Source organism: Variovorax sp. 01N425 (assembly GCF_056399465.1).
This window is the reverse complement of sequence record NZ_JBFTRJ010000013.1, coordinates 189,299-205,378: the sequence shown is the minus strand read 5'-3', so window position 1 is coordinate 205,378 and position 16,080 is coordinate 189,299. Positions and strand designations below refer to the sequence as shown.

Below are 16,080 nucleotides of genomic sequence, written 5' to 3'. Positions count from 1 at the left end.
GGCCCCCTGCCCGCGAACTAGACTGGAATGCGAAGGCACCCGCAGTGCCGGGGGCCAAGGAGTCGGCCATGTACAAGCGCATCCTCGTCCCCACCGATGGCTCTTCGCTCTCCGAGCAGGCGGTTGCCACTGCCATCGACCTGGCGCTGCTGGCGGGTGCCGAACTGGTGAGCGTCACCGTCGCACACATCCAACCCTACGGCTACTTCGAAGGCTCGATGGTGCTGAACCAGCGCGAGATCGAAGCCTCGCAAGAACAGGTGGAGCAATCCGCGCAGCGCCTGGTCGATGCGGTCAGGAGCGCCGCCATCGCCCGGGGCGTGCGCAGCGCGCAGGCCATCGTCATGAAGTCGAACCAGGTGGCCGAAGCCATCATCGCCACGGCCAAGAACCAGCAGTGCGACCTGATCGTGATGGCCTCGCACGGCCGGCGCAGCCTGGCGCGGCTGCTGATGGGCAGCGAGACGCTGCATGTGCTGACCCACTCGCACATTCCGGTGCTGGTGCTGCGATAGAAGCCTGATCGAAGCAAGCGCGCCCGAAGTGAAATTTTTCACGGCCGGGCACCGGCATCGGTTGCCCCTCGTGAACGCGCCGCTCCTGGTGCGACTCACTCCCTGACTGCCATCCGCAGCGCGCGCAGGGCTGCGGAAGGTACAGTGCCCTGCAATGGCCGCATTGCGCAAGGGCCGTTTCAAGGGAGTGAGTGAAAATGAAATCATCGATGTTTCCCCGCGCCGTGGGCTGGGGCCTGCTTCTGCTGTCGGCCCTGGTGGCGCTGTGCATCGCGGTCCTGTTGAGCTTCGACTGGAACCGCGCCCGGCCCTGGATCAACCAGCGCGTGAGCGAAGCAACCGGCCGCCCGTTCGCGATCCGCGGCGACCTGGCGCTGCAGTGGTCGAGCCCCGAAGCCGAAACAGGCTGGCGCCGCTGGGTGCCCTGGCCGAGGCTGAGCGCACAGGACATCACGCTGGGCAATGCCGACTGGGGCAAGACCGGCCCGCACCTGGCCGAGATCCGGCAGCTGAGCTTCTCGCTGAACCCGCTGCCCCTGCTGAACCACACGATCCGCATCCCCACGCTCGAGCTCGCCGGCCCCGTTCTTTCGCTCGAACGCACCGCGGACGGCAAGAACAACTGGACGCTGGCCGCCGGCGGCGGCGCGGAGCCCTCGAGCTGGAAGCTCGACCTGCAGCGGCTGGTGCTGAGCCAGGGCACGGTGAAGCTGGCCGATGCAACGGCAAGGCTCGATCTCAAGGTCGACATCGACAGCCTGCCCGCGGAAAGCGCCGAAGGCTACGGCATCGGCTGGAAGCTCGGCGGCACCTTCCGCCAGACGCCGGTGCAGGGAAGCGGCAAGGCCGGCGCCGTGCTCTCGCTGCAGCAGGACACCAAGCCCTACCCCTTGCAGGCCGGCGTGCAGGTGGGTGCCACGCGCATCGACATCGCCGGCACGCTGACCAAGCCCGACGCGCTGACCGCACTCGACCTGCGGCTCAAGCTGTCGGGCGCGAGCATGGCGCACCTGTATCCCATTACCGGCATCACGCTGCCCAACACGCCGCCGTTCAGTACCGAAGGCCATCTGGTCGGCAAGCTCGACAAGGCCGGCGGGCGCTGGCTGTACGAGAACTTCAAGGGCCGCGTGGGTGCCAGCGACATTGCGGGCACGCTGGAGTACGTCTCGCAGCAGCCGCGGCCGCTGCTGCGCGGCCAGGTGCAGTCCAACCAGCTGCGGCTGGAAGACCTGGCGCCCTTGATCGGCGCCGATTCGAACGCGAGCAAGGCCAAGCGGGGCGCCCCGGCCGTCCAACCGGCGGGCAAGGTGCTGCCGGTGGAGAAGTTCGATACCGCAAGCTGGGGCAGCATCGATGCGGACGTCAAGTTTGCCGGCCGCAAGATCTTCCACGCGAAGGACCTGCCCATCGACAGCCTGGTGGCGGATCTTCACCTGAAGGACAGCGTGCTCTCGCTCACGCCGTTGAGCTTTGGCGTGGCAGGCGGCACCGTGGCCGCCACGGTCAAGCTCGACGGCCGGCAGGACCCGATCCGCGCCAACCTGCAGCTGTCGGCGCGCCGGCTCCGGATCAAGGAACTCTTCCCGACGCTCGACACCCTGCAGGCCAGCCTGGGCGAAGTCGGCGGCGACGCGGCGCTGTCCGCCTCCGGCAACTCCGTCGCGGCCCTGCTGGGCACTTCGAACGGCGAGGTGAAGGCGCTGGTGAGCAAGGGCACGGTGAGCAAGTTCCTGCTCGAGGCCATGGGACTGAACATCGGCAGCGTGGTGGCGACCCAGCTGTTCGGCGACAGGCAGGTCCAGCTGAACTGCCTGGCGAGCGATTTCAAGGTGACGCAGGGCGTCATGCAGACGCGCTCCTTCGTGCTGGACACGGACGAATCGGTCGTCAACGTGAGCGGGCTCATCGATCTTTCCAAGGAACAGCTCGCGCTGGAGATCCAGCCGCGCAACAAGGCGCTGCGCGTTCTTTCGCTGCGCTCGCCGCTGTACGTGCAGGGCACGTTCAAGAACCCCGACGTCGGCGTCGACAAGGGTGCCGTGGCACTCAAGCTGGGTTCCGCGATTGCGCTGGGTGCAGTGGCGCCCGCTGCCGCGCTGCTGCCGCTCTTGAACATGGGCTCGCAGGAGTTCGCGCAATGCGCGCCGCTGGAGGCAGCCGCGCGCCAGAAGCCGAAGGCTGGCAAGCAGCCCGGGGCACGCTAGCGGCGCCGCGGGCCCGCTGCCCGCGCGGGGCCTGCCTTCTATTTTGAAAGCTTGGCCTGGACCGCACGCTGCGCCAGGCAGGCCTGCGTGGCGCGATGCGTTGCGAGTCCGAAGCAGTGCGCCTCGGCCCGGCGGGCAAGCGCCTCGAGCGATCGGCGTTCCTGCGCCGCCGAGACCTGGAATTCGACCAGCCACTTCATGACCACGGCCATCACGATCAGGAGGCCGACCAGCGCGGCAACCAATGTTCCGCGCCAGTCCTGGATGCGGAAGATCGACGGTGGGGGCTTGCTCATCGTTGTCGTCCGAGTCGGCAGAGGAGCACTAGCGCGGAAGCTCCGGGAAGAGCCACAGGCTCAAGCCAAGAATGACGCCCGCCCCGAGCGACACGACGGCCGCGGTCACGAACAGCGCCGCGGCAACGATGTTCGGCACCCGCATGGCGATGGCCAGGAAGGAAACGGTCGCCAGGGCATACAGGAGCACGGGCAGCAGGGCCAGCCAGGCCGGCCGCCCGGGCGGTGCCGGCGGCTCGTCCGGACTCGGGTCTGCGAGGAACGGACTACGCATGGAATCCCTTGCCGTGGAAGGCGGCGCGCAAATCGGCATCGCTCGCGGGGGAAAGGATCATCTGCGAACGCCATCCGCTGACAGCCGACCGCGACAGCGCCTCCCGCGCATGGGGCAGCTCGGTCGGATGCGCCATGAAGAACACGTGAACGCGCTGGCCGAGCGCGCTCCACGCGTCGGCAATGAGCGCCACGACCGGCGCTGCATCCGCGTGCAGTCCAAGAAGAATGGCATCGAAGCGCCGGCCTTCGCGGGCGGCGTCGATCAGGCCATGAAGATGCGCGAAGGAGGCGTGGTCGAGGCCGATGGCTTTCAGCGAACTGCCGGTGCACAGGCGTTGCAGGGCGTCGGAGTCCACCAGCGCGATCCGGTGCTGGCGGAGCGTGGGTGCAGATGTCATGGAGGTGGCGGCTTGGTGTTCCCGGCCGGGGTCGGGCCTGCGGTCCGGGAACACCGGCTCAGCAGTTGCCCTTCTTGGCTTGCCCAGGAGGGCAGAAGCCGCCCTTGCCCGGGCCTGGCCCCGGGTCCGCCACAACGCAGGCGCTCAGGAGCAAGGTCATCGCAAACGAGAAGATCACGGCGGCGGCGGTTTTTTTCATGCGGACTCCTTGGTTGAAATTGTCTGGCGCTGCTTCAGATGGCGCCCTGGCCGTCAGCGAAGCGGCAAGATATGTGAATTACTAACATTTAGACAGGAAATGCTTCACGATCGGCTTTGGTTTACGTGAGAAACCGTAACCAGCTCTCCGTTCTGCCCAGTACTTCACGAATGCGCGAAGCGGACATCCGTCACAGGTGTGCAGATTTAGAAGCACATCTGCAGGCCCGGGCGGGAATCCGGCCGCCGCATTCGGTCAAACTCGGGTACGACCCTCCGTGGTTTTCACAAATGTTCTATCGAAAGGAATTCCTGTTTTGAACAAGACCGAACTCATCGCCGCCATTGCAGAAGACACCAACCTCAGCAAGGCCGACGCCGGCCGCGCCTTCGACTCGGCGCTCGAACAACTCTCGCGCGCCCTGGTGCGTGGGGAGACGGTGCAGCTGATCGGCTTTGGCACCTTCAGCGTGGCCGACCGTGCCGAGCGCACCGGCCGCAATCCGTCGACCGGCGAGCAGATCACGATCAAGGCGAGCAAGAGCGCGAAATTCGCGGCCGGCAAGGCGCTGAAGGACGCCATCAACCAGGTCGGCTGATCGTCCCCGGGGGGCGGCGGCTCAGGCCTGTGCGCCCTGCCACCCTCCGCCCAGCGCCTTGTAGAGGTTGACCCTGTTCACGGCCTCCTTGAGCTGCAGTTCGATCAGCTGCTGCTGCTCGGCATAGAGCTCGCGCTGGGCGTCCTGGCTCGCGAAGTAGTCTTCCAGGCCGCTGCGAAAGCGCGTGCGCGCAATGTTCGCCACCTTCTCCAGCGCCTGCACGCGGGCCTGCTGCGCTTCCAGCTGCGGGCGCAGGTGGTCGTCGGCGATCAGGGCGTTGGCGGTTTCGCGGAATGCCATCTGCGCGGCACTTTCATAGGACGCCATGGCCGCTGCCAGCCGCTCCTCGTTGGCCGTGATGTTGGCCGAGCGGCGGCCCCAGTCGAACAGCGGCAGCGACACCCCCAGCACCCCGGCCCAGCTGCTGTTGCCGCTGCTCAGCAGCGTCGACAGCTCCCGGCTCACGCCGCCCGCGAGCGCGGTGAGCGAGATGGTCGGCAGCATCGCGGCCTTGGCCGCGCCCACGCCCGAATTGGCCGCCTCGACGCGCGAATAGGCCGCCAGCAGGTCGGGCCGGCGCTGCAGCAGGCTGGACGGCAGGCCGGCCGCCACCTGCGCAGTGGAGCGCTCCGGCCACGGCCGTGCGCTGCCCGTGTCGGGCGACACCGGCTGGCCGACCAGCACGTTCAGCCACTGGAGATCCTGCGCGACGCGCATGCGGAATTCTTCCTGCTTGACGCGGGCGTTCTGCAGCAGCGACTGCGCGCGGTACACGTCCAGCTGCGCCGCACCGCCCGCCGCCTTGGCGCGCCCGATCATGTCGGCATTGGCGGCCAGGCCGGACTCGTTGGCATTGGCCAGCGCGAGCAGGGCGCGGTCGGCGCGCAGCGTGAGGTAGGCATTCGACACCTCTCCCACCAGGTTCATGTGGGCGGCCGCAAAGTCCTTGTTGCCCGCCTCGGCCAGCGAGCCGGTCTGCTGGGTCGCGCTCTGCTGGCGGCCGAAGAAGTCGAGCTCGTACGAGGTCACGCCGGCCTGGATGTCGAAGCTGTTCGATGTCCGGCCGTCGGTCGGAATGTTGCCCAGCGGGCTGAGCGAGCCCTGCGGGGTGGTCTGCGCCCGCTGCGCATGGCCCGACAGGCCGATCTGCGGAAACAGCGAGGCGCGGCTGCCGGCATACACGGCCCGGGCTTCGCGGGCACGCGCGGCATAGGCGCGCAGGTCGCGGTTCTGCGCGAGGGCGGTGGTGATGAGCCCGCGCAGTTCGTCGTCCTGCACGAAGCTGCGCCAGTCGACGGGCTCCGCATTCGGCGCCGTCGTGCCGGCCGGCCATTGCGAAGGCACCGCGAGGTCGGGCTGCTTGAGCGGCGGCGTGAGATTGCATCCGCTCACCACCAGCACCACGCAGGTCGCCAGCACCAGCAGCAGCAGCCGCAGGGACAGGCGCACGAAGCCGGCGCCGGGAGATCCGAAGCCCGCGCTCGCGAGCAAGGCCGAGGCGGCCTTCCATGGCCGCACCTGGACCGCGACGTGGCTCGGCGGCACGTTGAACACGTGGCTCACCAATTGCTCTCGCTGGGCCTCGGTCCCGGCAAAGCGCAGCTCGGCGCCCGCGGCACTCCTGGCGGCCAGGCGGGCCGGAAGCCATCCCACCGGGTCGACGTAGACCTCCAGCGGCTGCCCCACGCGCAGGCGCTTCAGCAGGGCCTTGGCTTCCAGCAGCGCGCCGTCGGCCGCGATGTTGACGAAGCGCGATTCGCCCTCGCCCGCCGCGGTGCGCACCCGGGTGCGCGCACGCCAGGGGAAGCGCTCTTCCTGCTCCGGCCGCGGCAGGTCGACGCAGGCCATGAGCGCGGCCAGGCACAGCAGCAGTGCGATACCGGTCCACACCAGATTGAGCTCGTCGCCAGGCGTGAGCGCCTCGCCGCTCAGCGCGACCGACGCGCCGCCGAGCTGCAGCGCCAGCAGAAGCCCGCCGAACATCGCGACCAGCTTCCAGTGCACGACGGTCTTGGTGCGGTCCAGCCCCTTGTTCGTCACCTTGAAGGGCCGCCCGAAGGGCCGCAGCATGGCGCTGGCCAGCGTGCTGGTGACGGCCATGGCCGCCACCAGCTGGCTCACCTCGCTGAACACGGGCAGGCAGCGCCGGCCGCTGATCCAGTAGCTGTAGGCCCAGAACATGAGGAGCGGCGGCAGCCCGAAGGAGGCAAAGGCCTGCGGCGTGGCATGGAACACCGAGACCCCGGCATACCAGTAGAGCGCCGGCGCCAGCATGACCATGGCCATGAACGGCTTGCCGAGCCAGTGCAGCAGCCCGTGCAGGAAGTGCATCCGCGCCGAGAAACTGAAGCCCCGGCCGCGCAGCGGGCCGTTGGGCAGCAGCGCGAGCTGCACCGTGCCCAGGCACCAGCGGCTGCGCTGGTTGATGTAGTCGATGATGCTCTCGGCCGACAGGCCGTTCGACAGCCGCTCGCCGAGCCAGCGCGTGATGTGGCCGTGGCGCAGCAGCAGGTAGGTGGTGTGGATGTCCTCGCACACGCTGCCCACCGGAAAGCCGCCCGCGGCGGTGATCAGGTCGCGCCGCACGATGAAGGAGGTGCCCACGCAGAAGGCCGAGTCGGCGGCATCCTTGGCCGGCTGCAGCACGTCGAAGAACACGCGCTGCTCGTCCACCCAGCTGTCGGTGGCGCGCAGGTTGTGCTGGATGGGGTCGGCGTTGTAGTAGAACTGCGGCGTCTGCACCAGCCCGACCTTGCGGTCCGCGAACAGGCCCAGCATGCGGTAGACGATCTGGCGCTGCGGCGCGAAGTCGGCGTCGAGCACCAGGATGTAGGGCGCATTGGTCACGCCCGCCGACAGCCGCAGGCCGTTGTTGAGGTTGCCGGCCTTGGCATGGCTGTTGTCGGGCCGGCGCGCGTAGTGCACGCCCTTGCGTTCGCAATACTCGCGCAGCCAGTCGCGACGGGTGTCGTCGAGCACCCACACGTTCAGGTTCGGGTAGTCGATGGCCTGCGCGGCAATGACGGTCTTCTCCAGCACCGCCAGATCCTCGTTGTACGTGCAGATGAACACGTCCACCGCCGGCACCTGCGCACCGCGGCCGCGCAGCAGCGCTTCGCCGCGGTCGGCCAGCTGGTGGTTGTCGCGCCGCCGCACCAGCATGTGGATGGACATCAGCGTGTAGACGATGGCCGTGAGCTCGAAGCACAGGAACACCCAGGCGAACAGGGTCTCGAAGCCGAGGTCCGAAGGCGGCATGGTCGCAACCACGCGCCAGACGGCATAGCGCATCAGCAGCAGCGCGGTCAGCGCGCCGAACAGCACGCGGTGGGAGGTGCGGTCGATCCGCCCCCACGTCATCAGGAGGAGGGCCAGGCCCGCGACGAGTGCGTTGAGCTGGAACTCCGGTGTGGCGATCAGGTGGGACATGGTGACGTAGCTCCTGTTGCGGCGGTTTTGCCGGTGAAGGGGTTGAACCCCGTGGCGGCCAGCGCGATCCAGGCAGTCGCGCCCAAGTGTGGCCAGCGGTAGTAGAAGAAGTCGGCCCCGGTCGAGTCGGGGCCGATGGCCAGCCCCGTCGATATGCGGGCACTGGGGGTGGCGTAGTAAAGGCCGTTGCCGGCGCGCTGCGAGGCCAGCAGCTGCCACAGGGCTTCGGGCGCCGCGCCCTTGCGCGCCACCAGCGTGGCGGCGGCCTGGGCGGTGCCCTCGGTCCAGATGCCGTCGGGGCTGCGCGAGAAGCCGTAGCCTTCGCCGAAGCGATGGTGCTTCTCCACCCAGTCGAGCCCCCGCATCCAGGGGCAGGAACCCTCGGGCGCCGCCAGCAGCGGCCACAGCTGGGCATCCAGGCCGGAGCCATCCGTGGCAATGGTGGCGCCGTCTTCCTTGGTGCCGATGTTGAAGCGCTGCTCCGATGCGTTCCACATGCGGTTGACGAATTCGAGCGCGGTGCGCGCCTGCCGGCGTTCGGCTTCGGCCTCGCCGCCGGCGCTCTTCGCCGCCCAGGCGGCCGCCACCGCGATGTCGATGTTGTGCTCGGTGGATTTCCAGGTCTGGGCGCGCTGCGCGTTGTCCCAGCCGTACCAGCCGCCGTTGTAGCCGTCGGGGGCGTTGCGCGCGCGGGTGCGCTGCTCGATCCAGCCCAGCAGGCGGCGCGCGCCCGCCAGGTAGGCGGGCGAAGGCTCGGCCTCGTTCAGGTTCAGCAGCAGCAAGGCGGCCCAGGCCACGTTGCCGGTGGCCGTGCTCACTTGGTAGGCATCGGCGATCCACTGGTTCTTGGCCGCATCCCAACGCCCCGGCAGCGCGGCCTTTTCCTCGGTCATCGGGCCGGCGCGGTAGGCGTTGCGAACGCGCCCGTCGGCCGTGTTCGGGTCGCGCTCCATCGCGCGCACCACCGCGTCGCCGATGCGCCGGGCCGAGGCTGCGTCGCCGCAGGCCAGGAGCGCGATGCCCGCGAGCGCGTTGTCATAGGTGAAGGCGGCGCCCGCCAATGCAGGTTCCAGCGGCGTGCCCTGCTTCGGGTCGGCGACGCGGTAGCTGGCCAGGAACAGCGGTCCGGAAGCCGCGCCCTTCTGGTCCTCCGCCACCGCGCGCCGCAGCCCCTCGCAGCTTTGCCGCGCCAGCGTTTGCTGGGTGGCGCTGGCGGCTTGCGGGCCGGGCGGCCGGCTCGCAGACGGCTGGGCGAGCGCTGCGGACAGCGGCAAGGCCAGTGCCATCGATGCGGCAAGGCAGGACGCCAGGGGCCGGGAAAACGCGAAGACCGACATGGTTCTGTTCCGATGCATGCAAGGGGTGCATTGGCGCCTGCGCTCAGGACCTGAGGCTGGCCGACACCACCTTGCCGGGCGCGCACATGTTGCTGCCGCCGTCCGGCGGAGCCTCCTGCGGCTCCTTGCCTTCGATGCGGGCCACGGCGTAGATGGAGCCCTGCTCGGCATACGGGAACGGCACGCTGTAGGTGCTCTGCAGCGCATCCGAGGCCACGGGCAGCAGCTGCTCCACGCGCGCCGGCATCGACTTGGCGGAATCGTCGAGCTTCACGTCGAGCACGGAGCCGATGCCCAGCCGCTTGGCCACGCGCGCCGGGAACACCGCCACCACGCCGAGCCGGCTGCAATCGGTCACCCGCACCAGCGAGGCACCTGCCGTGACATACGCGCCTTCGGGTGCGAGCACGGAGTGGACCTGCCCGGCCTGGGACGCCTTGATTTCATAGAAGGAGAGCTTCTCCACCCGGCGGCGCTCCTCTTCCTCGAGGTCGCGGACCTCCTTGAGCTGCTTGAAGATGGCGGTGGCGTCCTGCTGGGCGCGCCCGACGCTGTTGCGCAGCGCCTCGCGGCGGCTGGCGAGCGTCTGGAACAGGTTGCTGCCGCCGGTGCCCACGAAGGCGCCCTGCCCGGCGCTCGCCACCGTCTGGGCCTGGCCCGCGAAGGACTGTTCCGCCACCGCGGCATTGGCGCGCGCCGTGTTCAGCTGCGCCATCGAGGCGTTCATCACCTGCTCGCTGATCGCGCCCTGCTCCAGCAGCGCCTGGTTGGTGCGGACCTTGTTCTCCTGCTCTTCCACCACGCTGTGCGCCACGTCGCGCTGGCGCCGGGCGATCTGCCAGGCCTCCCAGGCCTGCGCCAGCGAGGCCTCGCGGTGCACGCCGGCTTCCTGCCCGACGGACCGCATCTCCTGGTTGTCGGACTTGTACTGGTTGCCGAGCTGGGCCAGCTGGCTTTGCAGCGACAGGCGCTGCGACCTCAGGGTGGTGAGGATTTCCTGGCTCACGGTCGGGTTGCGCACCGTGGCCACGATGGTGCCGGGCTCCACCTTGTCGCGTGCATGCACCACCATCTGCGACACCACGCCGTTGATCGGCGAAGTGATCAGCCCCACCGGCGCCTGCAGGACGGCGCGGGTGGCCTGCGAAGACAGCAGCGGCTGGACCAGCGTGGCAACCATCAGCCACAGCACGAAGGCCAGCAGCGCATAGGCCGCCAGCTTGGGAACGAAGGCGCCCGATTGCCTTCGCCGGCCGTTCCGGCCCAGGGCGCGAGCGCTCGCGGCGCCAGCGATGCGCCGCTGGCGAAGAGAAAAGAGAACCGAATCCGGTTTTGACACACGCATAGCCACCTCTCGTGAGAACCACGTAGCGCCGCCCACAAGCGGCGCGACCAAGATTGAAAGACCGCCCGCAGCAGGCCGACGCCAAGCCACAGGCCCGCGTCCGCATGTTGCGGTGCAATATCAAGGTACGTCGAAACCCTGGTCAGGACTGCTTCGGTGCGAAACAAGATGTGCTGAATTCACATTCCGGCAACACCGGTGGTCGGGTAAAAGTCCTACATTGGCGTCGGATAGCGCGCCATTGACCACAAAAGGCCGCATCAGGCATGCGGACTGATGCGAGGCTCGGGTTTCCCATGGGAAGCCCTCAGCGGGGCACGCCAAAGCGCGGTTCGCCGGGCCCTCCGGCATTTGAACGCGCAGCCGTCCGCAAGTGGGCAAAAGGAAGATTCGGTAACGATACCGATCGTGTCTGCGCCCCGCTCCGGGCGGCTTCGCGGTGCTAACCGGGTGGGAGAAGCTCGGGATCAGCGGTCCGGGACCGCCGCCGCAGCCGCTGCGGGATCGCCGCGGCGCCTTGCCACGCACATCAGCGACAGCGCGCTCGTAGGCGACGAGGGCCGCCGGCCGGACAGCATGTTGCCCAGCCGGTATTTCCATTTCGCCGGTCCCACCACGCCGCGCAGCGCATCGGCGCCGATCTGGTGGTTGTGCGGGTAGACGCGCACCTCGAAGCCCAGCGGCTCCAGCGTCGAATGGAAGAATTCCTTCGTGACCCCGTCGCCCGGCTGGTGATGGACCTCGGTCCGCAGCCCCCACGACTGCTGGCTGCCGGTCTTGTGGAAGCCATGCCCGATCGCCCGGTAGACCCACAGCCGCGCATCCCACATCAGCTTGGCAAGGCCCTTGTAATCCCAGGCGGTGAGCTGCGGATCATGGTCGGTGACCAGGAGGCCATGCGGCTTCACCAGCCGCGCCCCCTCGCGCAGCACGGCGGCCATGTCGTCGCAGTGGTGCAGCGACGCATTGATGGCAACGATGTCCGCCACCTGCGAGCGAAAAGGCGTGTAGGCCGCATCGGCCAGCACCGCCGTGTAGCCCAGCTTGGCCGCCAGCTCCAGCGAACCGGGCGCCACGTCCACGCCGATCAGCAGCCGCGGCTTTCCGCCGAGGGTGGCAAAGATGTTGCCCGGCCCGCAGCCCAGGTCGATGACCACCTTGTCGGTCCAGTCGCCGGCAGCCGCGAGCCACCGGCTCTTGAAATGCGCATCGCGGTGGCAGAAATCCAGATATTCCTGGGCCCACTGCGCATTTCCAAAATAAGTGGCATTGGCGGTAATGGCGTCGGTTTTGCGTTCGAGCCCCGATTCGAAGTAAGCACCCGAGCGTTTCAAGCTCGCGTGCGGCAATAAGATGTCTCCAATCATCTTGAATCCTTCAAAAATCTGGGCGGGTATTGAGACAAGTTATGCTTAAGAATTACATGACTTTCGATTCCACTGTTAGCTTTTTTAATACGTTTACAAGCTGCGTGATTTAAAAACTGACCTGTTGGTTACCCCATTCGGGTGATGTCAGGCATCGATATTCGCCCCGTCATCGGCCAATGAAAGCGGCCACCCCGTCGCGGAATGCCTGGCTGCCATACACCTCCTCGATCAGGTCATCGTCGTCCAGCCGCTGCTCGACGACGATGCGGCGGATGCTCTCCTTCACGGCCTTGTGCGTGACCGGCGACAGCGCCATGAGCCGCGCTGCCAGCGCATGCGCGGCGGCATCGAGTTCGCCCGCCGCGCAGACGGCGTGCACATAGCCGCAGGCCAGCGCTTCCTGTGCCGTCAGGTGGTCGGCCAGCAGCAGCATCCGCTTGACCCGCGGCACGCCCAGGGCGGCCTGCAGCCGCGCGATGTTGCGCGACGACAAGGTGTTGGACAGCGTTCTCGCAATCGGCGCGCCGAAGCGCGACGCCTCGCTGCAGACCCGGAAATCGCAGGCCGTGGCCAGGGCCAGGCCGCCGCCCACGGCCCAGCCGTCGATCACGGCCACGGTGGGTACCGCGATGCGCTCGACCGCGTCGATGACGCGCTCCACGAAGGCTTCGTAGGCGATGCCGTCGCGGCCGCCGCGAAAGCCCTTGAAATGGGCGATGTCCGTGCCCGCGATGAAGGACTTGCCGCCCGCCCCCTTGAACAGCACGCTGCGCACCGCCGGGTTGCGCGCGCACGCGCCGATGCGCTCGAGCAGCGCCTCGTACATCTCCCGCGTCATCGCGTTGTGGCGTTCGGGGCGATGGATCACGATCTCGGCCACGCCCGAGGCGTGAACGCGGAGCTGCACGCATTCAGCTGAACTCACAAGGCCTCCGCCGCGCCGGCTGGCGTGTTGATCTCGGCCAGGATTTCCTCGTTGTGTTCGCCCAGCAATGGCGGATGCCGGCGCACCTGCTGCGGCGTACCCAGCAGCTTGACGGGAAAGCCGATGTTCTTGACCTTGCCCTCGATCGGATGGTCGATCTCCATGCACATGCGGCGGTGCGTGCCGTGCTCGCCCTCGAAGGCCTCCGGGTACGACAGGATGGGGCCGGCCGGGATGCCGGCGGCCAGCATGGCGTCGATCCAGTCGGCGCTGTCGCGCTGGCCGAACTCCCGTTCGAGCGCCTCGATCAGCGCCTCGCGGTGCTTCAGGCGCAGCGACACGCTCGCGTAGTCCGGGTGCGCGGCGAGGTCCGGCCGCCGCAGCAGCTCGCACAGCCGGGTCCAGAGCTTCTGGTTGGTCGCGCCCATCACGAAGTAGCCGTCGCGCGCCTTGACCGCCTGGTAGGGCGCGCTCATCTTGTTGCTGGTGCCCAGCGGCGCCGGCGGCACGCCCGTGCCCCAGTACGCGGACATGTCCCAGACAGAGAAGGCCATGGCCGCGTCGAACAGCGAGGCGTCGATGTGCTGGCCCACGCCCGACTTCTGCGCGCCGATGTAGGCCGCGAGCAGCGCGTAGGTGGCAAACAGCGCGCAGCCGATGTCGGCCACCGGCACGCCGGCCTTGACCGGCTTCTCGCCGGGGTAGCCGGTCACGCTCATCACGCCGGACATGGCCTGCGCCATCAGGTCGAAGCCCGGCCGCTCGGCCCAGGGGCCGCTCTGGCCGAAGCCGGAGATGCTGACGTACACGATCTTCGGGTGGATCTTTTTGATCGACTCGTAGTCGATGCCCAGGCGCTGCACCGCGCCGGGACGGTAGTTCTCGACGATCACATCGGCGGTCCGGGCCAGCTTGTAGAAGGACGCGCGGTCCTCCTCGTTCTTGAGGTCCAGCGTCAGCGAGCGCTTGTTGCGGTTCATGTTCAGGAAGCCCATGCTGTCCGGCCCCTTCATCTTGAAGCCCATGGCGCCGCGGGTCTGGTCGCCGCCCGGCGGCTCGACCTTGATCACGTCGGCGCCCAGGTCGGCCAGCAGCATGCAGGCGAACGGCCCGGCCATGACCTGGCTCACGTCCAGCACCCGGATGCCCTGCAGCGGCAGTTGTCGCGCGTGGTTCATTTTTTCAGCCCTCCTCTGTGACCTTGGCGGTGCGCACCACGTCGCCCCATTTCTTGAACTCGGCAGCCATGAAGGCCGCGAACTTGTCGACCGATCCGCCGCCGTCCTCCACGCCATAGCCGTCGAAGCGCGCCACCACATCGGGCAGCGCCAGCACCTTGTTGATGTCGGCGTTGATCTGCAGGGCCAGGTCCCTGGACATGTCCCTGGGGCCCACCACGCCATACCAGCTGGACACGTCGAAGCCCTTGAAGCCCTGCTCGTCCATGGTCGGCAGCTCCGGAAAGCCCTTGGCGCGCTGCAGGCGCGTCTGCACGATGCCCGCCATGCGCCCGGCCTTGACCTGCGCCGTGGCCGCCGTCATGGTGTCGAAGCTGTAGTCGATCTGGCCGCCGATCAGGTCCGTCTGCATCGGGCCCGAGCCCTTGTAGGGCACGTGGATGCTCTTGACCTCGGCCGCCATGTTGAACATCGCGGCCGCCAGGTGCTGCACCGATCCCGTGCCGGAGGAGCCGAAGCTGATCTTCCCCGGGCTTTGCCTGCACTGCTCGACCACTTCCTTGACCGAGCCGGCGGAGTTCTTCGCGCGGGTCACCAGTATGTGCGGCGTGGCGCCGACCATGGCAATGGGCGCGAAGTCCTTCAGCGGGTCGTAGCTGATGCTCTTGAAGATGTGCGGCGAGATGGCATGCGTGTTGACGTGCGCCATCAGCAGGTTCACGCCCTCGGTGAAGCGGGTGCGCGCAAAGAAGTCCGCGGCCAGCGCGCCGGTGGCGCCGGGCTTGTTCTCGACCACCACCGAGCGGCCCCACAGCTGCGACAGCTGCTGGCCCACGATGCGCGCGAACACGTCGGTGCCGCCGCCGGGCGCCCAGCCCACGTAGATCTTGACGATGCCCTTGGGCAGCTCCGTGGCCGCAAGGGCCCAGGGCGCGGCCAGCGCGCCGGCGCTGGCTGCGATGAAGTCTCGGCGTTTCATGTGTGCGTCCTCTGTCTCTGCTGTAGTAGTGCCGCTACTCTCCCGTAGCGCAGAGGACGTCGCAAGAACGTGGAAGGCATGCCTGACTTCGTGATCCGCGAAGCCAGGGCCGCAGGAACGCTGCTTTCTTCTTCTAGGTGCTGATGCCGATCAGCTGGGCCACCACGTTGCGCAAGGTCTGCTCCTGCGCATGGCCTTCGACACACGACAGCACATAGGCGCGCTGGTGCCAGTCGCCCTCGATCTCGGCCGAGCCCAGGTCGTCTTCCGGATGGAAGCTGCGCAGCACCTCGGGCGGCATCAGGCCCACACCCAGGCCATGGCGCACCAGCGCCAGCATGGTGTCGAAGCCGCTGGTCGAGAAGTTGTTGGGGAACGACCGGCCGCGGCTGCGGTAGGCCCCCTGCAAGGCCGACAGGATCGCCGAGCCCTTGCCGAGGCTCACCACCGGCAGGTCCAGGAAGTCGTCGATGCCCACCGGCCGCTGCGCCGCAAACTGGAAATGCCGGCGGCTGTACACGAGCACCAGCCGGTCCTGCCGGTAGTCGAACTTCGGCAGGTCCAGGAACCCGCTCTTCTTCTCGTAGATGCCGACGTCGATCACCTTGTCGCGCAGCAGCTGCTGCACGATCTTGCTGTTCTCTTCCAGGATCTTCAGCGTGATCTGCGGATAGGCGTCACGCAGCCGGGCGATGTCCTTCGCCAGGAACTGGATGATGGCTGCCTTCGGCGCGCCGATGAGAATGCGCCCGTCCTGCCCGCGCCCCAGCACCTGGGCATCGCCCTCGAGCCGGCCGATGAGGTTGTCGATCTGCCGGATGTGCGCCATCAGCCGGTTGCCGGCCTCGGTGACGAGCACGCCGTGCGCCACCCGCTTGAACAGCCTGGCGCCCAGCTGCGCCTCCAGGTCGCTCACGCGCTTGGAGGCGGCCGCCACCGCCAGGTTCAGCCGGTCGGCAGCCCGGGAAATGCTGCCTTCCTCGGCGATGCACAGGACCAGCTGGACGGTGGTGGAGTCGAGCTTCATG

15 protein-coding genes are annotated in these 16,080 nt (G+C 68.1%); 3 read left to right on the top strand and 12 right to left on the bottom strand.

Features of this window, described 5'->3' with window-relative positions:
• Window positions 1-68: 68 nt before the first annotated feature.
• Window positions 69-515 carry a universal stress protein gene (locus tag AC1DSC_RS23385; RefSeq protein WP_015867034.1) on the top strand — a complete coding sequence of 149 codons (447 nt, stop codon included), beginning with the start codon at window positions 69-71 and terminating at the stop codon, window positions 513-515.
• A gap of 209 nt (window positions 516-724) precedes the next feature.
• On the top strand, window positions 725-2,722 hold the full coding sequence (locus tag AC1DSC_RS23380; protein ID WP_478131929.1) for an AsmA family protein: 1,998 nt from the start codon (window positions 725-727) through the stop codon (window positions 2,720-2,722).
• 38 nt (window positions 2,723-2,760) lie between these two features.
• Here the strand turns inward: AC1DSC_RS23380 and AC1DSC_RS23375 are convergent, their stop codons facing one another.
• From AC1DSC_RS23375 to AC1DSC_RS23360, 4 genes are read right to left on the bottom strand one after another with little or no spacing between them, the layout of a single operon-like run.
• On the bottom strand, window positions 2,761-3,018 hold the full coding sequence (locus AC1DSC_RS23375; RefSeq protein WP_018906777.1) for a hypothetical protein: 258 nt from the start codon (window positions 3,016-3,018) through the stop codon (window positions 2,761-2,763).
• Window positions 3,019-3,046: 28 nt separating this feature from the next.
• Window positions 3,047-3,292 (bottom strand): hypothetical protein, encoded by a 246-nt coding sequence (locus tag AC1DSC_RS23370; RefSeq protein ID WP_015867037.1) that lies wholly within the window; start codon window positions 3,290-3,292, stop codon window positions 3,047-3,049.
• The gene (locus AC1DSC_RS23365) at window positions 3,285-3,692 is read right to left on the bottom strand and encodes a hypothetical protein (RefSeq protein WP_015867038.1); all 408 of its coding nucleotides are present in this window, start codon (window positions 3,690-3,692) and stop codon (window positions 3,285-3,287) included. The genes AC1DSC_RS23370 and AC1DSC_RS23365 overlap by 8 nt, the downstream gene beginning before the upstream one ends.
• A 58-nt stretch (window positions 3,693-3,750) precedes the next feature.
• Window positions 3,751-3,891: a hypothetical protein gene (locus tag AC1DSC_RS23360; protein ID WP_018906775.1), complete on the bottom strand. Its 141-nt coding sequence runs from the start codon at window positions 3,889-3,891 to the stop codon at window positions 3,751-3,753.
• Between the two features lie 316 nt (window positions 3,892-4,207).
• Here AC1DSC_RS23360 and AC1DSC_RS23355 point away from each other — a divergent pair, with 316 nt between their 5' ends.
• On the top strand, window positions 4,208-4,489 hold the full coding sequence (locus tag AC1DSC_RS23355; RefSeq protein ID WP_015867040.1) for an HU family DNA-binding protein: 282 nt from the start codon (window positions 4,208-4,210) through the stop codon (window positions 4,487-4,489).
• A gap of 21 nt (window positions 4,490-4,510) precedes the next feature.
• On the opposite strand, the gene AC1DSC_RS23350 is transcribed toward AC1DSC_RS23355, so the two are convergent.
• From AC1DSC_RS23350 to AC1DSC_RS23315, 8 genes are all read right to left on the bottom strand, one after another.
• Window positions 4,511-7,918, bottom strand: coding sequence for an efflux transporter outer membrane subunit (locus tag AC1DSC_RS23350; protein WP_018906774.1), 3,408 nt, complete (start codon window positions 7,916-7,918; stop codon window positions 4,511-4,513).
• Window positions 7,906-9,255 (bottom strand): hypothetical protein, encoded by a 1,350-nt coding sequence (locus AC1DSC_RS23345; protein WP_369663472.1) that lies wholly within the window; start codon window positions 9,253-9,255, stop codon window positions 7,906-7,908. Before AC1DSC_RS23345 ends, AC1DSC_RS23350 begins: the two co-directional genes overlap by 13 nt.
• 43 nt (window positions 9,256-9,298) lie before the next feature.
• Window positions 9,299-10,600 carry an HlyD family secretion protein gene (locus tag AC1DSC_RS23340; RefSeq protein WP_278877538.1) on the bottom strand — a complete coding sequence of 434 codons (1,302 nt, stop codon included), beginning with the start codon at window positions 10,598-10,600 and terminating at the stop codon, window positions 9,299-9,301.
• A 467-nt stretch (window positions 10,601-11,067) separates the two neighbouring features.
• Window positions 11,068-11,967 (bottom strand): class I SAM-dependent methyltransferase, encoded by a 900-nt coding sequence (locus AC1DSC_RS23335; RefSeq protein ID WP_436287909.1) that lies wholly within the window; start codon window positions 11,965-11,967, stop codon window positions 11,068-11,070.
• A 169-nt stretch (window positions 11,968-12,136) separates the two neighbouring features.
• Complete coding sequence (locus tag AC1DSC_RS23330) at window positions 12,137-12,895, bottom strand: enoyl-CoA hydratase (RefSeq protein WP_369663474.1); 759 nt, start codon at window positions 12,893-12,895, stop codon at window positions 12,137-12,139.
• Entirely contained in the window at window positions 12,892-14,073 is a 1,182-nt protein-coding gene (locus AC1DSC_RS23325) for a CaiB/BaiF CoA transferase family protein (protein ID WP_369663475.1), read from the bottom strand. The genes AC1DSC_RS23330 and AC1DSC_RS23325 overlap by 4 nt, the downstream gene beginning before the upstream one ends.
• A 4-nt stretch (window positions 14,074-14,077) precedes the next feature.
• Complete coding sequence (locus AC1DSC_RS23320; RefSeq protein ID WP_369663476.1) at window positions 14,078-15,052, bottom strand: Bug family tripartite tricarboxylate transporter substrate binding protein; 975 nt, start codon at window positions 15,050-15,052, stop codon at window positions 14,078-14,080.
• Between the two features lie 133 nt (window positions 15,053-15,185).
• The gene (locus AC1DSC_RS23315; protein ID WP_062365593.1) at window positions 15,186-16,079 is read right to left on the bottom strand and encodes a LysR family transcriptional regulator; all 894 of its coding nucleotides are present in this window, start codon (window positions 16,077-16,079) and stop codon (window positions 15,186-15,188) included.
• Window position 16,080 lies beyond the last annotated feature (1 nt).